Source organism: Ferrimonas futtsuensis DSM 18154 (assembly GCF_000422645.1).
GTDB classification, from domain to species: Bacteria; Pseudomonadota; Gammaproteobacteria; order Enterobacterales; family Shewanellaceae; genus Ferrimonas; species Ferrimonas futtsuensis.
In genome coordinates this window covers 85,018-102,656 of sequence record NZ_AUGL01000006.1, presented here as the reverse complement: position 1 = coordinate 102,656, position 17,639 = coordinate 85,018, and the positions used below count along the sequence as shown (strand labels likewise).

Below are 17,639 nucleotides of genomic sequence, written 5' to 3'. Positions count from 1 at the left end.
CCGCCATCGGCGGGCCTTGTTAGTTCTGGCCTGACATCCTCAGCCGTAGAACAGGTAGGCCACGGCGATGGCGGTGAGAATGGCGGCGGCGTCGGCGGTCAAACCGCAGGCCACCGCATGGCGTCCGTTGCGTATGCCCACTGAGCCGAAATAGACCGCCAGGACATAGAAGGTGGTCTCGGTGGAGCCCTGGAACATGGCGGCCAGACGCCCGGCGAAGGAATCGGCCCCGTGGTGATTCATTGTCTCCACCATCATCGCCCTGGCGCCGGAGCCACTCAAGGGTTTCATCATCGCCGTGGGCAACGCATCCACGAAGCGTGCGTCCGCCCCCACCGCGGCGCACAGGGCTCGAATGGCATCGAGCAGCGCCTCCAGGGCCCCGGATCCCCTGACCCAGCCGATGGCCAACAGCATTGCCAGCAGGTAGGGCAACAGGGTAACCACCAGCTTCACCCCCTCCCCGGCCCCGCTGACAAAGGCGTCGTAAGCGTTGACGCCCCGGTACCAGGCCAGCCCCAGAAACCCCATCACCACCGCAAACAGCACCAGGGCGCTGGATTGGGTGGAGAACTGTTGCAGCCCCTCGGCAGACAGGGTCATCAGGTAGGCCACCAGGGCCAGCAATCCGGCTATCAGGCCGCCGCCCCACAGCAACACCACCCGGTCCGCCAGATTGATTCGCTGAACCAGGGACACCGCCAACAGGCCGGCCAGGGTCGAGGCACAGGTCGCCAGCAGTATCGGGATAAACACATCCGTGGGGTGCGCCGCCCCCTGCTGAGCCCGGTACATAAACACGGTCACAGGCAGCAGGGTCACCGACGAGGTATTGAGCACCAAAAACAGGATCTGGGCGTTGGTGGCCACCGAGGGATTGGGGTTGAGGCTCTGCAGATCCTTCATCGCCTTCAGCCCCATGGGGGTGGCGGCGTTGTCCAGCCCCAGGGCATTGGCGGCCAGGTTCAGGGTCACCGATCCCAGGGCGGGATGCCCCGCCGGCACCTCGGGCATCAGTCTGGAGAACAGTGGCGTCAGCAACCGCGACAGAGCCTGGATCAGGCCAGTCTGTTCGCCGATGCGCATCAGCCCCAACCACAATGCCAGCACCCCGAGCAGACCGATGAGGATCTCCACCGACAGTTTGGCCATTTCAAACAGGCTGGCGATCATCTGTGGCAGCACCTGATCATTGCCCAGTATCAGCCATTGCCACAGGCCACCGGCCCCTCCCAGAAAAAACAGCGCCAGCCACAACCGATTTAGCACCTGAGCATCACCTTTTTCATTTTTGTCTGTGCTATATTTGCCGCCATTTTCCATCAGCCGGAAGCCGTTATGGCGAACATCAAGCAGGAATTCCTCAACTCTATCAGTGAGATTTTGCCAAGTCACCTGAGCCTTGAAGAGTTTGTTCATTACAACAGCCAACCACTGCGCCCCTCCATCCGCATCAACACCTTAAAGATCGACTGCGACACCTTCATCGGGCGGATGACGGCCAAGGGGTGGCACTTCGAGGCGATTCCCTGGTGTCCCCAGGGCTACTGGCTGACCCGCGACGATGAGAGTGTGCAGCTGGGCAACACCCTGGAGCACCTTGCCGGGCTGTTCTACATCCAGGAAGCCTCCTCTATGATGCCCCCCTATGTGATGGCGTCATTGATCGACCCACCGGACACTCTGCTGGATATGGCAGCGGCCCCGGGGTCAAAAACCACTCAGCTGGCGGCCTGGATGGACAACCGTGGGCTGCTGATGGCCAACGAATACTCCTCCACACGGCTTAAAGGCTTGCACGCCAACCTGAGTCGAATGGGGGTGGCCAACACGGTACTGACCCACTTCGATGCCCAGGTATTTGGCCATACCCTGCCGGAGACCTTCGACGCCATCCTGTTGGATGCTCCCTGTTCCGGAGAAGGCACTCTGCGCAAGGATCCGGATGCCCTGAGCAACTGGAGTCTGGCGGCGGTGGAGAGCATCGCCGAGGTCCAGCGCGGACTCATCGAGTCCGGGTTTCACGCCCTGAAGCCCGGTGGCGTGATGGTCTACTCCACCTGCACCCTGAGTCGCCAGGAGAACCAGGAGGTCTGCCTTCACCTTAAAACCCTGTTTGGTGACGCCATTGAGTTTGTGGATCTCTCCTCCCTGTTCACTGACGCCAGCAAAGCGGTCACGCCGGAGGGGTTCCTGCACATCTGGCCGCAGATCTACGACAGTGAGGGCTTCTTTGTCGCCGCCCTTCGCAAAACCGCTTCGGTAGCGAGCGAGCATCGTCCTCCGCGACTGGGCCGCTTTCCCTTCACCCGCGCCTCTCGCAAACAGCAGGAAGCGTTGTCCGGCCACCTTGAAGCCACCTTCGGCCTGTCCCTACCCGAGGGAACCCTGATGGCCAGAGACAAGGAGCTGTGGCTGTTCCCACACGGCTGCGACCAGTTTATTCCGGCCATTCGCATGCAGCGCCTGGGAGTCAAGCTGGCTGAAGAGGCCAAGCATGGCTTCAAAGTCAGCCATGAATCCCTGATGTTGCTGGGCGCCGACGCGGGCAAAGCCGTTGAGATCAATGACGATGAGGCGGTGACCTACCTGATGGGACGCGATCTCCCCAGAGACAACGGTGCCAACAACAAAGGCGAGGTATTGGTACGCTGGCAGGGCGTGCCACTGGGATTGGCCAAATGGGTGGGCAACAAGTTGAAAAACTCACTGCCACGGGAGCTGGTCAGGGACAATGTCGCCAAGGTTTAACTGAGAACTGGCGAACCCTGTTGCCTGAAAGGTCGGATCAGCGACAAAACCTCGTTCACCGTTTGGCGGGTGGTTGATTTTTGGTCTACCTTTATTGGAGCTTTGACAAGGGCGCGGCCACACTGCGCCCGCCAGTTCCCCTAAGCCTGTGACAACTTGGAGTGGTTATGGGCTTTTTTTTTGCGCCTTTTTCAGGCTCAATCCGGACAACGACCGTTGCGCCCTGCCCCCAACCGCAAAAAAGGAGCCCGTGGCTCCTTTCATTATCAGCGTCGAAACAGTCTGCGGTAGTTCTCAGCCGTTTGTCGGCAAAGCTCATCGTAGGAGCAGTGCTTCAGATCGGCCACATACTGGGCCACCTCGCGCACGTACGCGGGCTGATTCTGCTTGCCACGATAGGGAACCGGCGCCAGATAGGGGGAGTCGGTTTCCACCAGAAGCCGGTCCATGGGCAACTGACGCACCACGTCCCTGAGCATCTCGGCATTGCGGAAAGTGACGATGCCGGAGATTGAGATGTAAAGACCCAGGTCCAGGGCGCCCTTTGCCATCGCCCAGTTTTCGGTGAAACAGTGGAGTACCCCTTCCACACCCTGGCCATCGCGCAGGATCTCCAGGGTATCCGTTCGGGCATCACGGGTGTGAACAATCACCGGCTTATCCAGCTCTCTGGCGACCTCGATGTGTTCGGCGAAGGCACGCTGCTGATCGGCGATGTTGTCCTTGCTGTAGTAGTAATCCAGGCCGGTCTCACCGACGGCCACCACTCGAGCATCCTGGGCATGCTGCCTGAGCCAGCCCTGATCGAAACCCTCCTTGATGTCCAACGGGTGGACGCCACAGGAGAACACCACCTCCTCGAACGGCTCGGCCGCCCTGCGCATGGGCTCGTAGCCTTTCTGAGAAACAGACACACAGAGCATCTCCTTGACACCGGCTGCCCTGGCGCGCTCTACGACGGGTCTGAGCGACTCGGGGTTGGCGTCTTCCGCCAGGCGATCAAGGTGGCAATGGGAATCGATAAGCACAACTTCACTCCGGAAAATTTCGAAGCCGCAGAGCTTAAGTGGTTAAAGGGTCCAGGTCAATTGGCCACTGCCCAGCTGATCGGCCAACAGCTGCTCTATCCCCTCACGACGAGGATCGTCCTCCGGGGAAAAGGCGATGCCCACGCCTGGTGGACGCTGACTGTCGGCCTGAGGATTGAGCCACACCACCTGGCCGAACACCCGGATAGGGTCGCTCTCCCCGGGCAGGGAGTAGAGAAGTTCAACCCGGTCACCCAGTTCAAAATCTGGCTCACAGGGGATGAACAGACCACCGGATTTTAGAAAGGCCATATAGGCCAGACGCAGCTCATTGAGGGAGTCGAAGCTGTGGATCAATCTGGTGGTCATTGAATCTCCCTCTGGCTAACCTGAACGCCGGTGCTCCGCCGCGCCTAGTCGTGGAGCAACAACTGCTGAAACACCGCCACCGCGTTCAGCCCGGGTTGGGTCTCAAACCGCTGATGCAGCTCCGCCACCTCCCGGGCCAGGCTCTGATAACGGCTTAGCGACGCAACATAGGCCCGAGGATCGGCAACAAGATCAATATAGAGCAACTTCAGTGCCTGCGCCGCCTGGGCATCATCCAGACCAAAAAGCACAGGGTCCAGCACGCCACTCTCCAGGCTTCTCTGCCAGCCGGAGCGCCAGGACTCTATGGTCTCCAGTTGCCCCGACTCCAGCGCCTCGGCCAGCTTGAGCGGCCCGCCAAACAGGCGCAACAGGCCATCAATCTGCTGGGGGGCCACCCGCCCCTCCCCCAGCCATTGCAGCGACTGCTGCCGAGAGGGAGAGGCCACCAGCAGACGCTGACAGCGACTGATAATGGTGGCCGGCAGACGGTTTGGCGCATCGCTGATCAGTAACAGGTGGACCCCTGGGGCGGGCTCCTCCAGGGTTTTCAGCAGGGCGTTGGCGGCCGCGGTGTTCATGGCGTCGGCCTGATGAATCACCACCACCCGCCGTCCCCCTTGATGGGCGGTGCCTTCGAGCGCGTGGATCAGCTCGCGGATCTGCTCAACTTTGATCACCCTGGGGTCAGGCTGGATCACCAGACGATCCGGGTGATTGCCAGCCGCCAACAACTGGCAGCCACGGCACAGGCCACAGCCGGTTCCCTGGTCACACAGCAGAGAGTCCGCCAGAGCAAGGGCCAAATCGGTTTTTCCAATCCCCTGGGCACCGCAGATCAGCCAGCCATGGGTAAGACGCCCACTGTTCAGGCTCTGCTGCCACAACTGCCAGCTCCGCTGAAGCCAGGGCATGGCGGTGAGCGCCTTGGGTAGGGTCACAGCAGTGCCTCAGCCAGAGCGTCCTCGATGTCCCGCTGCACCTTCTCCATGGGCTGGGAAGCATCGATGGTCCGAATGCTGGCATCGGTGGTGGCGTGGCTCAGGTAGCGCTGTCGGGCACGCTCGAAGAAGTCCAGGCTCTCCAGCTCGATTCGATCCAGCTCTCCGCGACCGCGGGCGCGCTCCAGTCCGACCTTGGGGTCAATGTCCAGATAGAGGGTCAGGTGGGGTTTGAAATCGCCCAAGGTGATCTCCGACAGCCCTTCCACCTCCTTGGACAGGCCACGACCGGCGCCCTGGTAGGCGAGGGAGGAGAGGTTGTGGCGATCACCGATGACCCAGCAGCCCCGGGACAGCGCGGGCTTGATCACCGTCTCCACCAATTGGGCGCGGCAGGCATAGACCATCAGCAACTCGGTCATGTTGGCCATGGGCTCCTCTCTGGGGCGTTTCCAGATCTCGCGGATCTCCTCGGCCAGCGGGGTGCCGCCCGGCTCCCGGGTGTTGACCCGTTCCTGTCCGGCAAAATGGCGCTCGAACCAGGCGTTGACCCGCTCAATGGCGGAACTCTTTCCCGCCCCTTCCAGGCCTTCGATGACGATGAATTTTCCAGTCTGACTCATGATCTCTTTCTGATGTACTTATTGACGGCCCTGTTGTGCTCCTTCAGGGTCCGGGAAAAATGATGGCTGCCGTCGCCTTTGGAGACAAAGTAATAATACTTGCTCTGAGCCGGTTGGCAGGCGGCCTGCAGCGCTTCCTGCCCCACCAGAGAGATGGGCGTGGGCGGCAGGCCTCGAATTCGGTAGGTGTTATAAGGGGTTCTCTCCAACAGATCCGCCTTGGTGATGTTGCCATCAAAGCGCTCACCCATGCCGTAGATCACCGTCGGGTCGGTCTGCAGCCGCATACCGCGATTCAGGCGGTTGATGAACACCGATCCAATCAGCGGACGCTCCTCGGCCAGGGCGGTCTCCTTCTCGATGATGGAGGCCAGGATCACCATCTGGTAGTCGCTCTCAAGGGGCAGCCCCGGCTGGCATTGGCTCCAGGCCTGTTCAATCTCGCGGCGCATCCGGCTGGCGGCACGGCGCACCAGGGCTTCCGCAGAATCGCCGGCATGAAACTGATAGGTGTCCGGGAACAGCATCCCCTCGGGGTTGGCGCCGTCAAACTCGATGGCGGCCAGCAGGCCGTCCATGCCCCGGGCAGGTTGGGACAACTTGGGGTGGCCGGAAACCCGGGCCAGGGCCTGTTTCAGGGTTTCGCCCTCCACCAGGGTCAGTCGAAACGCCATCTGCCTGCCGTCCATCAACAACTGCAGTGCGTCTCGCACGCTCATCTGAGGTTCCAGCAGGTAGGTGCCCGCCTTGATGTTGGCCAGAGTGGGCTCCATGCGCACTGCCAGCTTTATCCACAAGGAGGTTGAGATCCACCCCTGTTGAGACCAGAGGTTGGCGACCCGGACGGTGGAGGCGCCCACGGGCAGTTGCCACTCGGTGGCTTTCGCCAGATTCAGCGGCGCGGCCATCTCCTTGTCCAGGCGATGAACCATGTACGCTGCCGCGATCACCGCGGCCAAAGCCAGACTGGCCAGGGAGAGTGCCAGGCCAACCATCCATCTCTTCATAGTGCCAACGCCTCCTGCAGGCTCCTGAGTGCGGCGGACTCCGTCAATTCGCGACCCGCCAGTTCAGTGATGGGAACCAGCCCCATCAGTGAGTTACTGATAAAGGCCGCCTCGGCCTGGAGCAGATCAGGGCGAGACAGGTCCCGAACCTCTATCCGCCAACCAAGCTCCGGGGCCAGCCGCAGAATCTGCTGACGCATCACGCCGGCCACACCGCCCCGGTGCAGCGACGGAGTCATCAGGACCCTGCCCTGGCAAAGAAACAGGTTGGCGGCACTGGTCTCCAGGATCCGCCCCTGAGGGTCCAGAGCCACGAGTTCATCGGCTGAGCAGGCATCCACCTCGGCACGATGCAGCACCTGCTCGGTCCGCCCCAGTGTTTTCAGGCCCGCCAGGGCAGGTTGATTGCCCAGCACCAAATCGGCGAGGCCGACACGTATCCCCTGCGTTTGCCACTGAAGATAGTGTACAGGATAGGGATGCAGGGTGAGGATGATCCTGGGAGGCTGATGCAGGGAAGCCGCATAGCCTCTGCCCTGCTCTCCGCGGGTAAACAGCAATTTGGCCACCATCAGGCCTTGCTGGCCGGACGTCGCCTGTTTCAGGGTGGCTTCCACCTGGTCCCAGTCGGGCTGGGCCATCAGCAGCCTGCTGCACGCCTGACTCAGTCGTTGACGGTGCAGTGACCACAGCGCAACCTCCCCCTCACGCACCAGCATGGTGGTGAAGTGGCCATCCGCCAGGTTCAGGCCCCGGTCGGACACCCCCAGGGACTGGGTGGGTACACCGTCAATCCAGCTGTTCATCAGCCATCCTGAGTGATGCGACTGGCCACCGCGCCCTGTTGGTCACGATACTTGGCATTGCTGCGCTTGTTGTATGGCCGGGCACACTCCATCGCCAGTTTCTCGAAGTTCAGGGCACCGATGGTCATCCCCGGGCGCAGGGCCAGGGGCAGTTTGCCACTGTTGTAGAACTCGAGAACAATCTGACCGGACCAGCCAGGATCAATTCGGTGGGCGGTCACGTGCACCATCAGACCCAGACGAGCCAGGGAGGAGCGGCCATCCAGCCAGCCGACAATGTCGGCTGGCAGGGTCAGAGACTCGAAGGTGGCGCCCAGGGCCAGCTCTCCGGGATGCAGATAGAAGGCTTCGCCATCGCCGATGGCGATCTCCTCGCTCATCACGCTGTTGAGGGCCTTTTGCACCTCATCCCGGGGGCCGGACAGGTCGATGGACGCGGCGGTGTGATCCCGGAAGACGCGGAAACGATCGCCCAGGGTGACGTCAACGCTGACGCCGGAAATTCGGTTCTGGTCCGGGCGGGGATCAATGCTGATCTGGCCCCGGTCCAGGTGTTGTTCAATCTCGATATCGGTAAGACGCATGTTCTCTATCCCTAAAACCTTTGGGTACAAGTCGTTTGTTTTTTTATTGTTTTAGTCGCTGGCCAGCTGACGAATTTTGGCTTTCAGGAAGTCGATGGCGATGCGGTTCTTGCCACCGCGCGGCACGATCAGGTCAGCGTGCTGCTTGGACGGTTCAATGAACTGCAAAAACATCGGACGGACCGTCTGCTTATACTGCTCCAGTACCGAGTCCATGGTACGGCCGCGCTCCTCCACGTCACGACGCAGACGACGCAGCAGGCAGATGTCCAGCGGGGTGTCCATGAAGATGGAAGCGTGCATCTGCTCGCGCAGATTAGGATCGGTCAGCAGCAGAATGCCTTCGATGATGATCACCCGCTTCGGCGTCACCTTGGTGGTCTGAGGCATACGGGTGTGCTCAACGTAGCTGTAGACCGGCACTTCACAGGACTCACCGGCGCGCAGTTGCTCCAGGTGCTGACACAGCAGCTCATGGTCCAGGGCACTGGGGTGGTCGTAGTTGGTCTTGACGCGCTCCTCCATGGACAGGTGACCCTGATCCTTGTAGTAGCAATCCTCGGTGATCATCGCGATCTGATCCGTGCCCATATCCTGGCGCAGATCGTCACAGATGGTTCGAGCAATCAAGCTCTTCCCCGAGGCGGACGCACCGGCGATGCCGATGATGACGCATTGTTGTTGGTTAGCCATGACTTGTACTTCAATTAACGTTAATAGAAACGGGTGACGGCAGGCGGGCCTACTCGTCGCAAATCTCGATCTCCAGCCCGGTCGGCACGGACAGATTCACCAGCGCGGCGGCGCTCTTGCGGGCAATGCTCTTATACTGAGCCGTCAGCTCCCCTTCGGGGTCGGCCACCACAGTGGGGTTACCGCTGTCTACCGCTTCGCGGATCGCCACATTCAGCGGCAGGTCGCCCAGCAAAGGCACATTATAGCGTTCCGCCGTGGCCTGACCGCCGCCGGAACCGAAAGGATGCTCCTTGCTGCCACACTGGGAACAGACGTGGTAGCTCATGTTCTCCACAATGCCCAGGACCGGGATGTTCACTTTGTTGAACATGGTGATCCCCTTACGGGCGTCGGCGGTGGCAATATCCTGAGGGGTGGTCACCACCACGGCGCCGGCTACCGGCACCTGCTGAGACAGGGTCAATTGAATGTCACCGGTGCCCGGTGGCATGTCGATCACCAGGTAATCCAGATCCGGCCAGTTGGTTTCGTTCAGCAGCTGAACCAGGGCGCCGGCCGCCATGGGGCCACGCCACACGGTGGCCTGATCTTCGGTCACCATAAAGCCGATGGACATCGCCGCCATACCGTGGGCGATGGCCGGCTCCATGGTTTTGCCGTCGGTGCTCACCGGCTGAAACTCTTTTACGCCCAGCATGATGGGCACGGAGGGGCCGTGGATGTCCGCATCCAGAACGCCCACCCTTGCCCCTTCGGCTGCCAGGGCCAGAGCCAGGTTGATGGCGGTGGTGGACTTACCGACACCACCTTTGCCTGAAGACACGGCGATGATGTTCTTCACCCCCTTCACCTGCTCCGCCTGTCCTGCGGCGGTGATGCTGGGCACCTGCAGGCCAATCTCACACTCCACCTCTTCGATGGCGTCCAGTTTGGCCAGAGCATTGGTCAGGCCCATCACTCGCTGGCGATACTTGCTCTGACAGGGATAGGGGTATACCAGCCCCAGCTTCAGGCAACGGCCGTCGATGTCCAGGCTGCGAACGACGCCGGCTTCGACCAGGTTTTGCTGAAGATAGGGGTCTTGCTGTTGGGAGAGGATCTCAAGGACTTGCCCGGAAAGGGCTTCCGGTAGCTTATCTTGGATGGGATTTGGGCTCACGCTCAGGCTCCGTCATAGAGATATTTCGCCAAGTGTACCAGAACTCTGAACATTCGCATGCGCATAATGCGTTCAACGGCATCCTGTATGGGTGAAAATGCGTCTCCTATCAGTTAAACTTGCCCGAATTCCGTAATCCATTGCACGCAAGAGATAAAATGGCATCTCCACAAAGAAAGATCCTGGTAACCAGCGCCCTCCCCTACGCCAACGGTCCCATCCATCTTGGCCACATGCTGGAGTACATCCAAACCGACATCTGGGTACGCTTCCAGAAGCTGCGCGGTCATCACTGCACCTATGTGTGCGCCGATGACGCCCACGGCACCCCCATCATGCTCAAGGCTCAGCAGTTGGGCATGACCCCGGAGGAGATGATTGCCCAGGTATCCGAGGAGCACCAGGCGGACTTTGCCGAGTTCAATGTGGCGTTTGACAACTACCACTCCACCCACAGCGATGAGAACCGCGAACTGGCGACCCTGATCTACACCCGCCTGAACGATGCCGGCCACATCAAGACCAGCACCATCAGCCAGCTGTTCGATCCGGAAAAGCAGATGTTCCTGCCTGACCGCTTCGTCAAGGGCACCTGCCCCAAGTGCGACAGCGAAGATCAGAACGGTGACAACTGCGATAACTGCGGTGCCACCTACAGCCCCACGGATCTGAAGAACCCCAAATCCGTGGTCTCCGGCGCCACGCCGGTACTGAAGGATTCCGAGCATTACTTCTTCGACCTGCCCGCCTTCAAGGAGATGCTGGAAGCCTGGACCCGCAGCGGCTCCCTGCAGGAGGAGATGGCCAACAAGCTCAATGAATGGTTTGAACAGGGCCTGCAGCAGTGGGACATCAGCCGCGACAAGCCCTACTTCGGCTTCGAGATCCCCGGCACCAACGGCGAGAAGTTCTTCTACGTCTGGCTGGACGCCCCCATCGGCTACATGGGCTCGTTCAAAAACCTGTGCGACAAGCGTGACGATCTCAACTTCGACGACTACTTTGCCGCCGACTCCGACGCAGAGCTGTACCACTTCATCGGTAAGGACATCATCTATTTCCACAGCCTGTTCTGGCCCGCCATGCTGGACGGCGCCGGTTTCCGCAAACCCACCAACGTGTTTGCTCACGGCTATGTCACCGTCAACGGTGCCAAGATGTCCAAGTCCCGCGGCACCTTCATCAAGGCGCGCACCTACCTGGATCACCTGAATCCCGAGTACCTGCGCTACTACTACGCCGCCAAGCTGAACAACCGCATCGATGACCTGGATCTGAACCTGGAAGATTTTGCCCAGCGGGTGAACTCCGACGTCGTGGGCAAGCTGGTGAACATCGCCTCCCGTACCGCCGGCTTCATCGCCAAGCGCTATGACGGCAAACTGGCCGACGCCATTGACGCTCCAGAGCTGCTGAAGGAGTTCCAGGATGCCGACGCCACCATCGCCCAGTACTACGAAGATCGCGAGTTTGGCCGCGCCATGCGTGAAATCATGGCCCTGGCGGACAAGGCCAACGGTTACATCGCCGACGCCGCGCCCTGGCAGCTGGTCAAGCAGGACGGCATGGAGCAGAAGGCCCACGAGGTGTGCTCCATGGGCATCCACCTGTTCCGTGTGCTGATGATCTACCTTAAGCCGGTACTGCCTGTGATGGCCGCCGCCGTCGAGGAGTTCCTGGCGTCCGAGCTGAGCTGGAAAGGCATTCACACCACCCTGGCCGGTCACGGCATCAACAAGTTCAAGCCGCTGATCCAGCGCATCGAGATGGACAAGGTGGCCGCCATGGTCGACGCCTCCAAGGAGAACCTGGTGGAAACCCAGGCCGAGCCCGAAGCCGCCGCCGACGACGGCGCCAACGACGAGCTGGCCAAGGATCCCATTGGCGACACCTGCAGCTTCGACGACTTCATGAAGGTGGACCTGCGCGTCGCTCGCATCGCCAAGGCGGAGCACGTTGAAAAAGCCAAGAAACTGCTGAAGCTGACCCTGGATCTGGGCGGTGAAACCAAGCAGGTGTTCGCCGGCATCAAGTCCGCCTATGCGCCGGAAGATCTGGAGGGCCGCCTGACCGTGATGGTGGCCAACCTGGCGCCACGGGAGATGAAGTTCGGTGTCTCCGAAGGCATGGTGCTGGCCGCCGGCCCCGGCAAGGATGAACTCTACATCCTCTCCCCGGACTCCGGCGCCAAGCCCGGTATGCGCATTAAGTAAACCCGGTCATCGCAATTGCGAAAAGCCAGCCCAAGTGGGCTGGCTTTTTTATTAACGCGTAAATCCTCAGTTCACCCGTCTCTGGTGCCCTTCCCAGTATGGCGCACGCAGATCCCCCTTACGCAGCTTACCGGCACCGGTCACCGGGAAGGGGTTGGTGCGAACCTCCACGCTGCGCGGGCACTTGTAGCCGGCAATTTCACCCTGACAGAAGCGGATGAGCTCGCCCTCCTGCAGACGCTGATCCGGCTTGAGACGCACCAGGGCGTGCACCTGCTCCCCCCAGCGGTCACTGGGGATGCCAATGACCACCACTTCGGCCACCGCCGGATGGCGGGACAGGGCACTTTCCACCTCGGCGGAGTAAACATTCTCCCCGCCGGTGACGATCATGTCCTTCACCCTGTCCACCAGGAACAGGAAGCCGTCGTTATCCAGGTATCCGGCATCGCCGGTGTGGATCCAGCCGTCGACCATCACCGCCGCGCTCTCTTCGGGCCGGTTCCAGTACCCCTGCATGGCGTTGCCACCACGGACCCGCACCTCGCCCACCTGGCCACAGGGCACTGGCACGCCTGTGGGGTCAATCACCTCCAGTTCCACGCAGCTCACCGCCTGCCCGGCAGAACGCAGCTTGCCGGCAAAGGGACCGTCGAGGACGTGGTAACGAGCCGGCAGTATGGTGGCCAGCGGCGCCAGCTCTGTCTGGCCGTAGGCCTGGATAAATCCCACCCCAGCCAGGTCCGCCAACGCCTGGCGCAGCGTGCCCTCGGGCATGGGCGACGCCCCATAGACAATGGATTGCAAGCTGGAGAGATCGGCCCCCTGGATCACCCCGGATCCCAACAGCATGGTGATCATGGTGGGCACCAGCAGGGTGTGGGTGACTCGGTGCTCGGCGATGGCGGCCACCAGGGCCTGGCAATCAAAAGCGGGTATGAACACCTGGGCGGCACTGCAGATGGTGGTGGCATAGGACATGGCGATATCCGCCGCATGAAACATCGGCGCCGCGTGCAAATAGCGCACGTCAGGGTGCGCCAAGTCCAGCCCCAGGGAGGCGGACACGCTGGAGATCCACAGGTTGTGGTGGCTGAGCATCACCCCCTTGGGAAACCCGGTGGTGCCGCCGGTGTAATAGATCCCGGCCAGTGCCTCCCCGCCCCTGCCGACGTCTTCCATCGGCGTTTGACCCTCGAGCTCGGCGGCGTAGTCGACCATGCCGTGAGGTGTGGCAGCGTCGCCGATGTGAATCACCCGCTCCACCATGCTGTCCCCGGCGAGAATCGCTTCGGCGGCAGGGAGAAAGGCATCGTCCACCACCAGCACCTTGGCGCCGGAGTCCTTCAGGGCAAACAGGTTCTCTTTGACTGACCAGCGGATATTGAGCGGCACCAGCACGGAACCCGACCAGGGCACCGCAAAGAACTGCTCGTAGTAGCGGTCGCTGTTCAAAGCCAGCACCGCGACTCTGTCGCCCTCACCGGCGCCGCAGCCACTGAGCAGTGACGCCGCCTTGGCCACTCGCTGTGTCAGCTGGGACCAGCTGTGATGTCGGGAGCCACAGAGGGTGGCGGTCTTATTGGGATAAAGCGCCGCGTTGCGCTTTATCATCTGGGTCAGTTGCATGGATCCCTCCAGGTAGTGCGGCGACGGCGCCGACCGATTTACAGGGCTCTTACCACCTCCCCCACAAAACCAAGCTCAATCTAAAGATAGATGGCCCTGGCCTCCTCAGGACTGGCGATGCTCCGCCCGGTTTCCTCGGCCAGTGTCGCCAGGGCGGAAATCATCTCGCCGTTGCCCCTGGCCCGGCTGCCATCGGGCAGATAGAAGCTGTCTTCCAGGCCGGTGCGAAGATGCCCGCCCAACTCGGCGGTCCTGCGATGGACCGGCCAGATCTCCCGGCGACCGATCACCGTGGTCTGCCACAGGGCCTCGGGCAACATATAGCGCCTGAGCAGGGGCAACAGATCCGGATCAGCCGGCATGCCGGAGGCCACCCCCATCACCAGGTTGTAGTTGGGTCGTGTCACCATGCCTACCTGCTGATACATGGCGACGCTGCGCACTATGCCCAGATCGAAACATTCGAATTCGGGGCGAATGGCCCAGCGCTGGCAGTGACTGACCATCTCCTCCACCTTGTCGGCGGGATTGTCGAACAGCATCGGCGGCCAGGCCCAGTTTCCGTCAGAGGTGACCTTGAGGTAGTTGAGGCTGCCGGCATTACAGGCGGCAATCTCCGGGCGGCTCTGTTCGAGGCAAGCCAGGGGGCCTGATTGATCCCGTCCGATCACTCCGGTGGTGAAGTTCAGCAGCACCCCGGGACAGGCGTGGCGTATCGCCTCGGCGATCTCCTGGGCAACCTGGGGCTCCCAGCTGGGCAGGTGGCCTTTGCCTGGCTGCTGGCGGCGAAAGTGGATGTGCATGATGCTGGCACCGGCATCAAAGGCCGACTTGGCCTCGGCTGCCATCTGTGCTGGGGTGACCGGCACCGGGTGGCGGCTGGGGTCGGTGAGCACCCCGGTCAGGGCGCAGGTGATCACGGCCTTGTGCGTCATAAACCCTCCTGGTCATTAGTTAGGCTAACGTACCAAGCGTTTGCTTGGTTTGACAAGTGAGAGTCGCAGTTTCCCGGTGAAAAATAAAAAAGGCGACTCAACTGAGTCGCCCCTGGCAGCCTGATTCTGCTTAAGACAGAGTGACGTTAATCTCTTCCAGCGCCTTGACAGGAGACTCAGCCTTGGTGATGGGACGGCCAATCACCAGGTAATCACTGCCGGCGGCCACGGCTTCGGCCGGGGTCATTACCCGCTTCTGATCGCCCTTGTCGGCGCCTGCGGGACGAATGCCCGGGGTCACCAGCTTAAAATCGCTGCCCAGTTCGGTTTTGAGCATGGACGCTTCGCGGGCGGAGCACACCACCCCATCCAGGCCACTGGCTTTTGCCAGCTTGGCCAGAGCCAGTACGTGCTCCTCGGCGCTGCGGGCCACCCCCAGTTCGGCCAGTTCGCTCTCCTCCATGGAGGTCAGCATGGTCACGGCAATCAGCAGCGGGGCCTGGTCGCCATAGGGCCTGAGGGCGTCGGCGGCGGCTGTCATCATGCGGCTGCCCCCGCCGGCGTGCACGTTCACCATCCACACCCCCAGCTCGGCTGCGGCGGCCACCGCCTTGGCCACGGTGTTGGGAATGTCGTGAAACTTGAGGTCCAGGAAAACGTCGAAGCCTTGATCTATCAGGCTTTTAACAAACTGAGGGCCGAAAGAGGTAAACAGCTCTTTACCCACTTTGAGTCGACATTGGGAGGCATCCAGATCAGAGACAAAGCTCAGTGCGGTCTCTGCGTCATTGAAGTCCAGTGCGATCAGCACCTTAGGGTCATTTTGCATGGGTGTCTCCGGTTGTAGGGTGTTATCGGTAGTTCTTAGTATTGGAGTTTGCTGCGCACCGGCGCAGCTGATCTATTCGCCATCGAGGCCGCGGATACGTTTGCCCTCCCCCCAACTCTTACAGGAGGGGCAGTGCCAGTAGAGGCTGTGGGAGGGAAAACCGCAACGGCGACAACGGTAGATGGGCCTGAGTTTTATCTGCGCTTCCACCAACTTGGAGAGCATCTCAATACGCTCCTTACCGGCGCCGAGATCCGCCTGCTCCATCTGCAACTTCATCAGATGGTGGAAGCCACGCATGGTGGGCTGACGCTTGAGCTGCTCCAGAAGCAGCATCTCCGCCTGATCGGCGCCCGAGGTCTGAGCGGTGATGTCCACCAGCTTCAGCAGGGTACTGACGTTGCCGTCACGTTCCATCACCGAGTGCAGCAGAGCCACAAATTGATCGTCCAGCCCCAGTTGATGGAAAATGGCCTCGGCATCATCCAGCACTTCGGGCAACATGTCCGGCGCCGCCGCCACCAGTTGGTTCACCAACTTGGCCGCTCCGGCGTTATCCTTACCTTCCAGGACCCGGATCTTTTCCACCATGGCACGGACGCAGTGGCTGTCGGTGGAGAGCGCCTTGTCCAACAGCTTCATCCGCTCGGCGGGCTCGGATGCCTGTTGGGCAAGCTCACAGTAGTAGTGGGCCACCACAGGCTTGAGCTCCTTGCGACTGACTCGACCAAACTTGCGCGCCACCTTGATCGCCTTCCACCACTCCTTGGTGGCCTGGTAGATGGAGAGCAACTGGCGCTCGGCATCCTGACTGTGATCCGGCTCTTTCACCAGCTTCAGGAACAGATCTTCGGCCCGATCGTACAGACCGGCAGCCAGGTAATCCTTACCCAGCTCCATCATCGCCGCATCCCTCTGCTCTGTGGTCAGGTGAGGCCGGGCGATGAGGTTCTGGTGGATGCGGATGGAACGGTCAACCTCGCCCCGCTTACGAAACAGGTTTCCAAGGGAGAGGTGCGTTTCGAAGGTCTCTTCATCGACTTGCAGCAGTTCGATAAAAAGATCGACCGCCTTATCCGGCTGGTCTGACAGCAGGTAGTTCAGGCCATCGTAGTAATTCTTGGAGAGAGCACGGCTGCGCTTGCGCTCGGTCTGACCGGCGCTGCGCTGGCCCATGTACCAGCCGTAGGCGGCGGCGATGGGCAGAAGTAGGAAAAACAGCTCAAGCATTGGTGTTGTTGGACTCGAGCTCGGCTAACCGCTTCTCCAGTTGCTGGTTACGGGCATAGATTCTTCTCAATTTGAATCTTTGACCCAGCATCAGTGCCATGGTGATCAGCCAGCTGATCACAAAACCGCTGAAGAAGGTCACCGCCAATACCATGGGCAGTGAGAATTCACCGCGAGCAATAAAGTAGTTCAGGGTGATCACCTCATCGTTGCGAGCGCCGAAGGCCATGGCAACAATGAAGAAGACAGCAATCAGTGCCGTGATAAGCAGGGCTTTCACTGTGGCTCCTCATGAGCATCAGACAGGGAATAAGATTATCTTATAAAAAGAAAATCATGGCTAGGGCGTGGTTGGAGAATTTGTTCGGGAGTGACGGCAACCCATCGACGAGCCTGATGGCGGACGCGGTTGGCCTTCGCCCGAATACAAACGATACGAACACGATCCCATATTCCGACACCGCAAAGCACAGGGTAATAAACGACTCTGTTTGCAGGCGCCAGATACTAAAAAGCCTCCGCAATGCGGAGGCTTTTATTTAATCAACCCTGTAGGCTTTGGTTGACGCGTTCGCGCAACTCTTTGCCCGGTTTGAAATGAGGTACGTATTTGCCAGTCAGCTCAACGGCATCCCCAGTCTTGGGGTTACGGCCAACCCGAGGAGCCCGATAATGAAGCGAAAAGCTGCCGAAGCCGCGGATCTCAATGCGATCCCCCTGCTCCAGCGTGGTTGCCATCTGCTCCAGCATCTCTTTTATTGCACCTTCCACTTCCTTACCGGACAGGTGCGACTGTTTACTGGCCAATCTCTCGATAAGTTCGGACTTGGTCATCCTCG

The 17,639-nt window shown here is 60.6% G+C and carries 18 protein-coding genes; 2 read left to right on the top strand and 16 right to left on the bottom strand.

The features are described from left to right. Positions 1–39: 39 nt before the first annotated feature. Positions 40–1,269 carry a nucleoside recognition domain-containing protein gene (locus tag G505_RS0104180; RefSeq protein WP_028108437.1) on the bottom strand — a complete coding sequence of 410 codons (1,230 nt, stop codon included), beginning with the start codon at positions 1,267–1,269 and terminating at the stop codon, positions 40–42. 69 nt (positions 1,270–1,338) lie between these two features. On the opposite strand from G505_RS0104180, the gene rsmF reads away from it, so the two are divergent. Continuing rightward, positions 1,339–2,751 (top strand): 16S rRNA (cytosine(1407)-C(5))-methyltransferase RsmF, encoded by a 1,413-nt coding sequence (gene rsmF, locus G505_RS0104175; protein WP_028108436.1) that lies wholly within the window; start codon positions 1,339–1,341, stop codon positions 2,749–2,751. 266 nt (positions 2,752–3,017) lie between these two features. Here rsmF and G505_RS0104170 read toward each other — a convergent pair whose 3' ends face one another. The 9 genes from G505_RS0104170 to apbC are packed head-to-tail and all read right to left on the bottom strand — an operon-like array spanning position 3,018 to position 9,964. Further along, positions 3,018–3,779 carry a TatD family hydrolase gene (locus tag G505_RS0104170; protein WP_028108435.1) on the bottom strand — a complete coding sequence of 254 codons (762 nt, stop codon included), beginning with the start codon at positions 3,777–3,779 and terminating at the stop codon, positions 3,018–3,020. Positions 3,780–3,821: 42 nt separating this feature from the next. Further along, on the bottom strand, positions 3,822–4,148 hold the full coding sequence (locus G505_RS0104165) for a PilZ domain-containing protein (protein WP_028108434.1): 327 nt from the start codon (positions 4,146–4,148) through the stop codon (positions 3,822–3,824). Between the two features lie 44 nt (positions 4,149–4,192). Then, positions 4,193–5,089, bottom strand: a complete 897-nt coding sequence (gene holB, locus G505_RS20540; RefSeq protein WP_157509017.1) for a DNA polymerase III subunit delta' — start codon at positions 5,087–5,089, stop codon at positions 4,193–4,195. Next, positions 5,086–5,712 carry a dTMP kinase gene (gene tmk / locus G505_RS0104155; protein WP_028108433.1) on the bottom strand — a complete coding sequence of 209 codons (627 nt, stop codon included), beginning with the start codon at positions 5,710–5,712 and terminating at the stop codon, positions 5,086–5,088. The genes holB and tmk overlap by 4 nt, the downstream gene beginning before the upstream one ends. Beyond that, complete coding sequence (gene mltG, locus G505_RS0104150; protein WP_028108432.1) at positions 5,709–6,719, bottom strand: endolytic transglycosylase MltG; 1,011 nt, start codon at positions 6,717–6,719, stop codon at positions 5,709–5,711. Before mltG ends, tmk begins: the two co-directional genes overlap by 4 nt. Then, on the bottom strand, positions 6,716–7,525 hold the full coding sequence (pabC, locus tag G505_RS0104145; RefSeq protein WP_035385071.1) for an aminodeoxychorismate lyase: 810 nt from the start codon (positions 7,523–7,525) through the stop codon (positions 6,716–6,718). The genes mltG and pabC overlap by 4 nt, the downstream gene beginning before the upstream one ends. Continuing rightward, positions 7,525–8,109, bottom strand: coding sequence for a dCTP deaminase (dcd, locus tag G505_RS0104140; protein ID WP_028108430.1), 585 nt, complete (start codon positions 8,107–8,109; stop codon positions 7,525–7,527). Before dcd ends, pabC begins: the two co-directional genes overlap by 1 nt. 51 nt (positions 8,110–8,160) lie before the next feature. Next, on the bottom strand, positions 8,161–8,802 hold the full coding sequence (udk, locus tag G505_RS0104135; protein ID WP_028108429.1) for a uridine kinase: 642 nt from the start codon (positions 8,800–8,802) through the stop codon (positions 8,161–8,163). Positions 8,803–8,851: 49 nt separating this feature from the next. Then, positions 8,852–9,964: an iron-sulfur cluster carrier protein ApbC gene (apbC, locus tag G505_RS0104130; protein ID WP_028108428.1), complete on the bottom strand. Its 1,113-nt coding sequence runs from the start codon at positions 9,962–9,964 to the stop codon at positions 8,852–8,854. A 158-nt stretch (positions 9,965–10,122) separates the two neighbouring features. Here apbC and metG point away from each other — a divergent pair, with 158 nt between their 5' ends. Then, positions 10,123–12,177 carry a methionine--tRNA ligase gene (gene metG, locus G505_RS0104125; RefSeq protein ID WP_028108427.1) on the top strand — a complete coding sequence of 685 codons (2,055 nt, stop codon included), beginning with the start codon at positions 10,123–10,125 and terminating at the stop codon, positions 12,175–12,177. Positions 12,178–12,243: 66 nt separating this feature from the next. On the opposite strand, the gene G505_RS0104120 is transcribed toward metG, so the two are convergent. From G505_RS0104120 to ihfB, 6 genes are all read right to left on the bottom strand, one after another. Continuing rightward, a complete protein-coding gene (locus G505_RS0104120; RefSeq protein ID WP_028108426.1) occupies positions 12,244–13,806 on the bottom strand; it encodes a long-chain-fatty-acid--CoA ligase in 1,563 nt (520 codons plus the stop codon). An 80-nt stretch (positions 13,807–13,886) separates the two neighbouring features. Beyond that, positions 13,887–14,741, bottom strand: a complete 855-nt coding sequence (locus tag G505_RS0104115) for a beta-keto acid cleavage family enzyme (RefSeq protein WP_028108425.1) — start codon at positions 14,739–14,741, stop codon at positions 13,887–13,889. A 130-nt stretch (positions 14,742–14,871) separates the two neighbouring features. Further along, positions 14,872–15,570 (bottom strand): orotidine-5'-phosphate decarboxylase, encoded by a 699-nt coding sequence (gene pyrF, locus G505_RS0104110; RefSeq protein ID WP_028108424.1) that lies wholly within the window; start codon positions 15,568–15,570, stop codon positions 14,872–14,874. A 72-nt stretch (positions 15,571–15,642) separates the two neighbouring features. After that, positions 15,643–16,800 carry a lipopolysaccharide assembly protein LapB gene (gene lapB / locus G505_RS0104105; RefSeq protein WP_028108423.1) on the bottom strand — a complete coding sequence of 386 codons (1,158 nt, stop codon included), beginning with the start codon at positions 16,798–16,800 and terminating at the stop codon, positions 15,643–15,645. Then, complete coding sequence (locus tag G505_RS0104100) at positions 16,793–17,080, bottom strand: LapA family protein (protein ID WP_028108422.1); 288 nt, start codon at positions 17,078–17,080, stop codon at positions 16,793–16,795. The genes lapB and G505_RS0104100 overlap by 8 nt, the downstream gene beginning before the upstream one ends. Before the next feature lie 263 nt (positions 17,081–17,343). Then, the gene (ihfB, locus tag G505_RS0104090; RefSeq protein WP_028108420.1) at positions 17,344–17,634 is read right to left on the bottom strand and encodes an integration host factor subunit beta; all 291 of its coding nucleotides are present in this window, start codon (positions 17,632–17,634) and stop codon (positions 17,344–17,346) included. Positions 17,635–17,639 lie beyond the last annotated feature (5 nt).

What these genes read in the sequence shown, in the direction of transcription:
- metG (WP_028108427.1), top strand. Translation starts at nt 10,123, where the DNA reads ATGGCATCTCCACAAAGAAAGATCCTGGTAACCAGCGCCCTCCCCTAC.
- tmk (WP_028108433.1), bottom strand. Translation starts at nt 5,712, where the DNA reads ATGAGTCAGACTGGAAAATTCATCGTCATCGAAGGCCTGGAAGGGGCG.
- G505_RS0104165 (WP_028108434.1), bottom strand. Translation starts at nt 4,148, where the DNA reads ATGACCACCAGATTGATCCACAGCTTCGACTCCCTCAATGAGCTGCGT.
- lapB (WP_028108423.1), bottom strand. Translation starts at nt 16,800, where the DNA reads ATGCTTGAGCTGTTTTTCCTACTTCTGCCCATCGCCGCCGCCTACGGC.
- mltG (WP_028108432.1), bottom strand. Translation starts at nt 6,719, where the DNA reads ATGAAGAGATGGATGGTTGGCCTGGCACTCTCCCTGGCCAGTCTGGCT.
- udk (WP_028108429.1), bottom strand. Translation starts at nt 8,802, where the DNA reads ATGGCTAACCAACAACAATGCGTCATCATCGGCATCGCCGGTGCGTCC.
- pyrF (WP_028108424.1), bottom strand. Translation starts at nt 15,570, where the DNA reads ATGCAAAATGACCCTAAGGTGCTGATCGCACTGGACTTCAATGACGCA.
- dcd (WP_028108430.1), bottom strand. Translation starts at nt 8,109, where the DNA reads ATGCGTCTTACCGATATCGAGATTGAACAACACCTGGACCGGGGCCAG.
- pabC (WP_035385071.1), bottom strand. Translation starts at nt 7,525, where the DNA reads ATGAACAGCTGGATTGACGGTGTACCCACCCAGTCCCTGGGGGTGTCC.
- G505_RS0104115 (WP_028108425.1), bottom strand. Translation starts at nt 14,741, where the DNA reads ATGACGCACAAGGCCGTGATCACCTGCGCCCTGACCGGGGTGCTCACC.
- G505_RS0104120 (WP_028108426.1), bottom strand. Translation starts at nt 13,806, where the DNA reads ATGCAACTGACCCAGATGATAAAGCGCAACGCGGCGCTTTATCCCAAT.
- ihfB (WP_028108420.1), bottom strand. Translation starts at nt 17,634, where the DNA reads ATGACCAAGTCCGAACTTATCGAGAGATTGGCCAGTAAACAGTCGCAC.
- rsmF (WP_028108436.1), top strand. Translation starts at nt 1,339, where the DNA reads ATGGCGAACATCAAGCAGGAATTCCTCAACTCTATCAGTGAGATTTTG.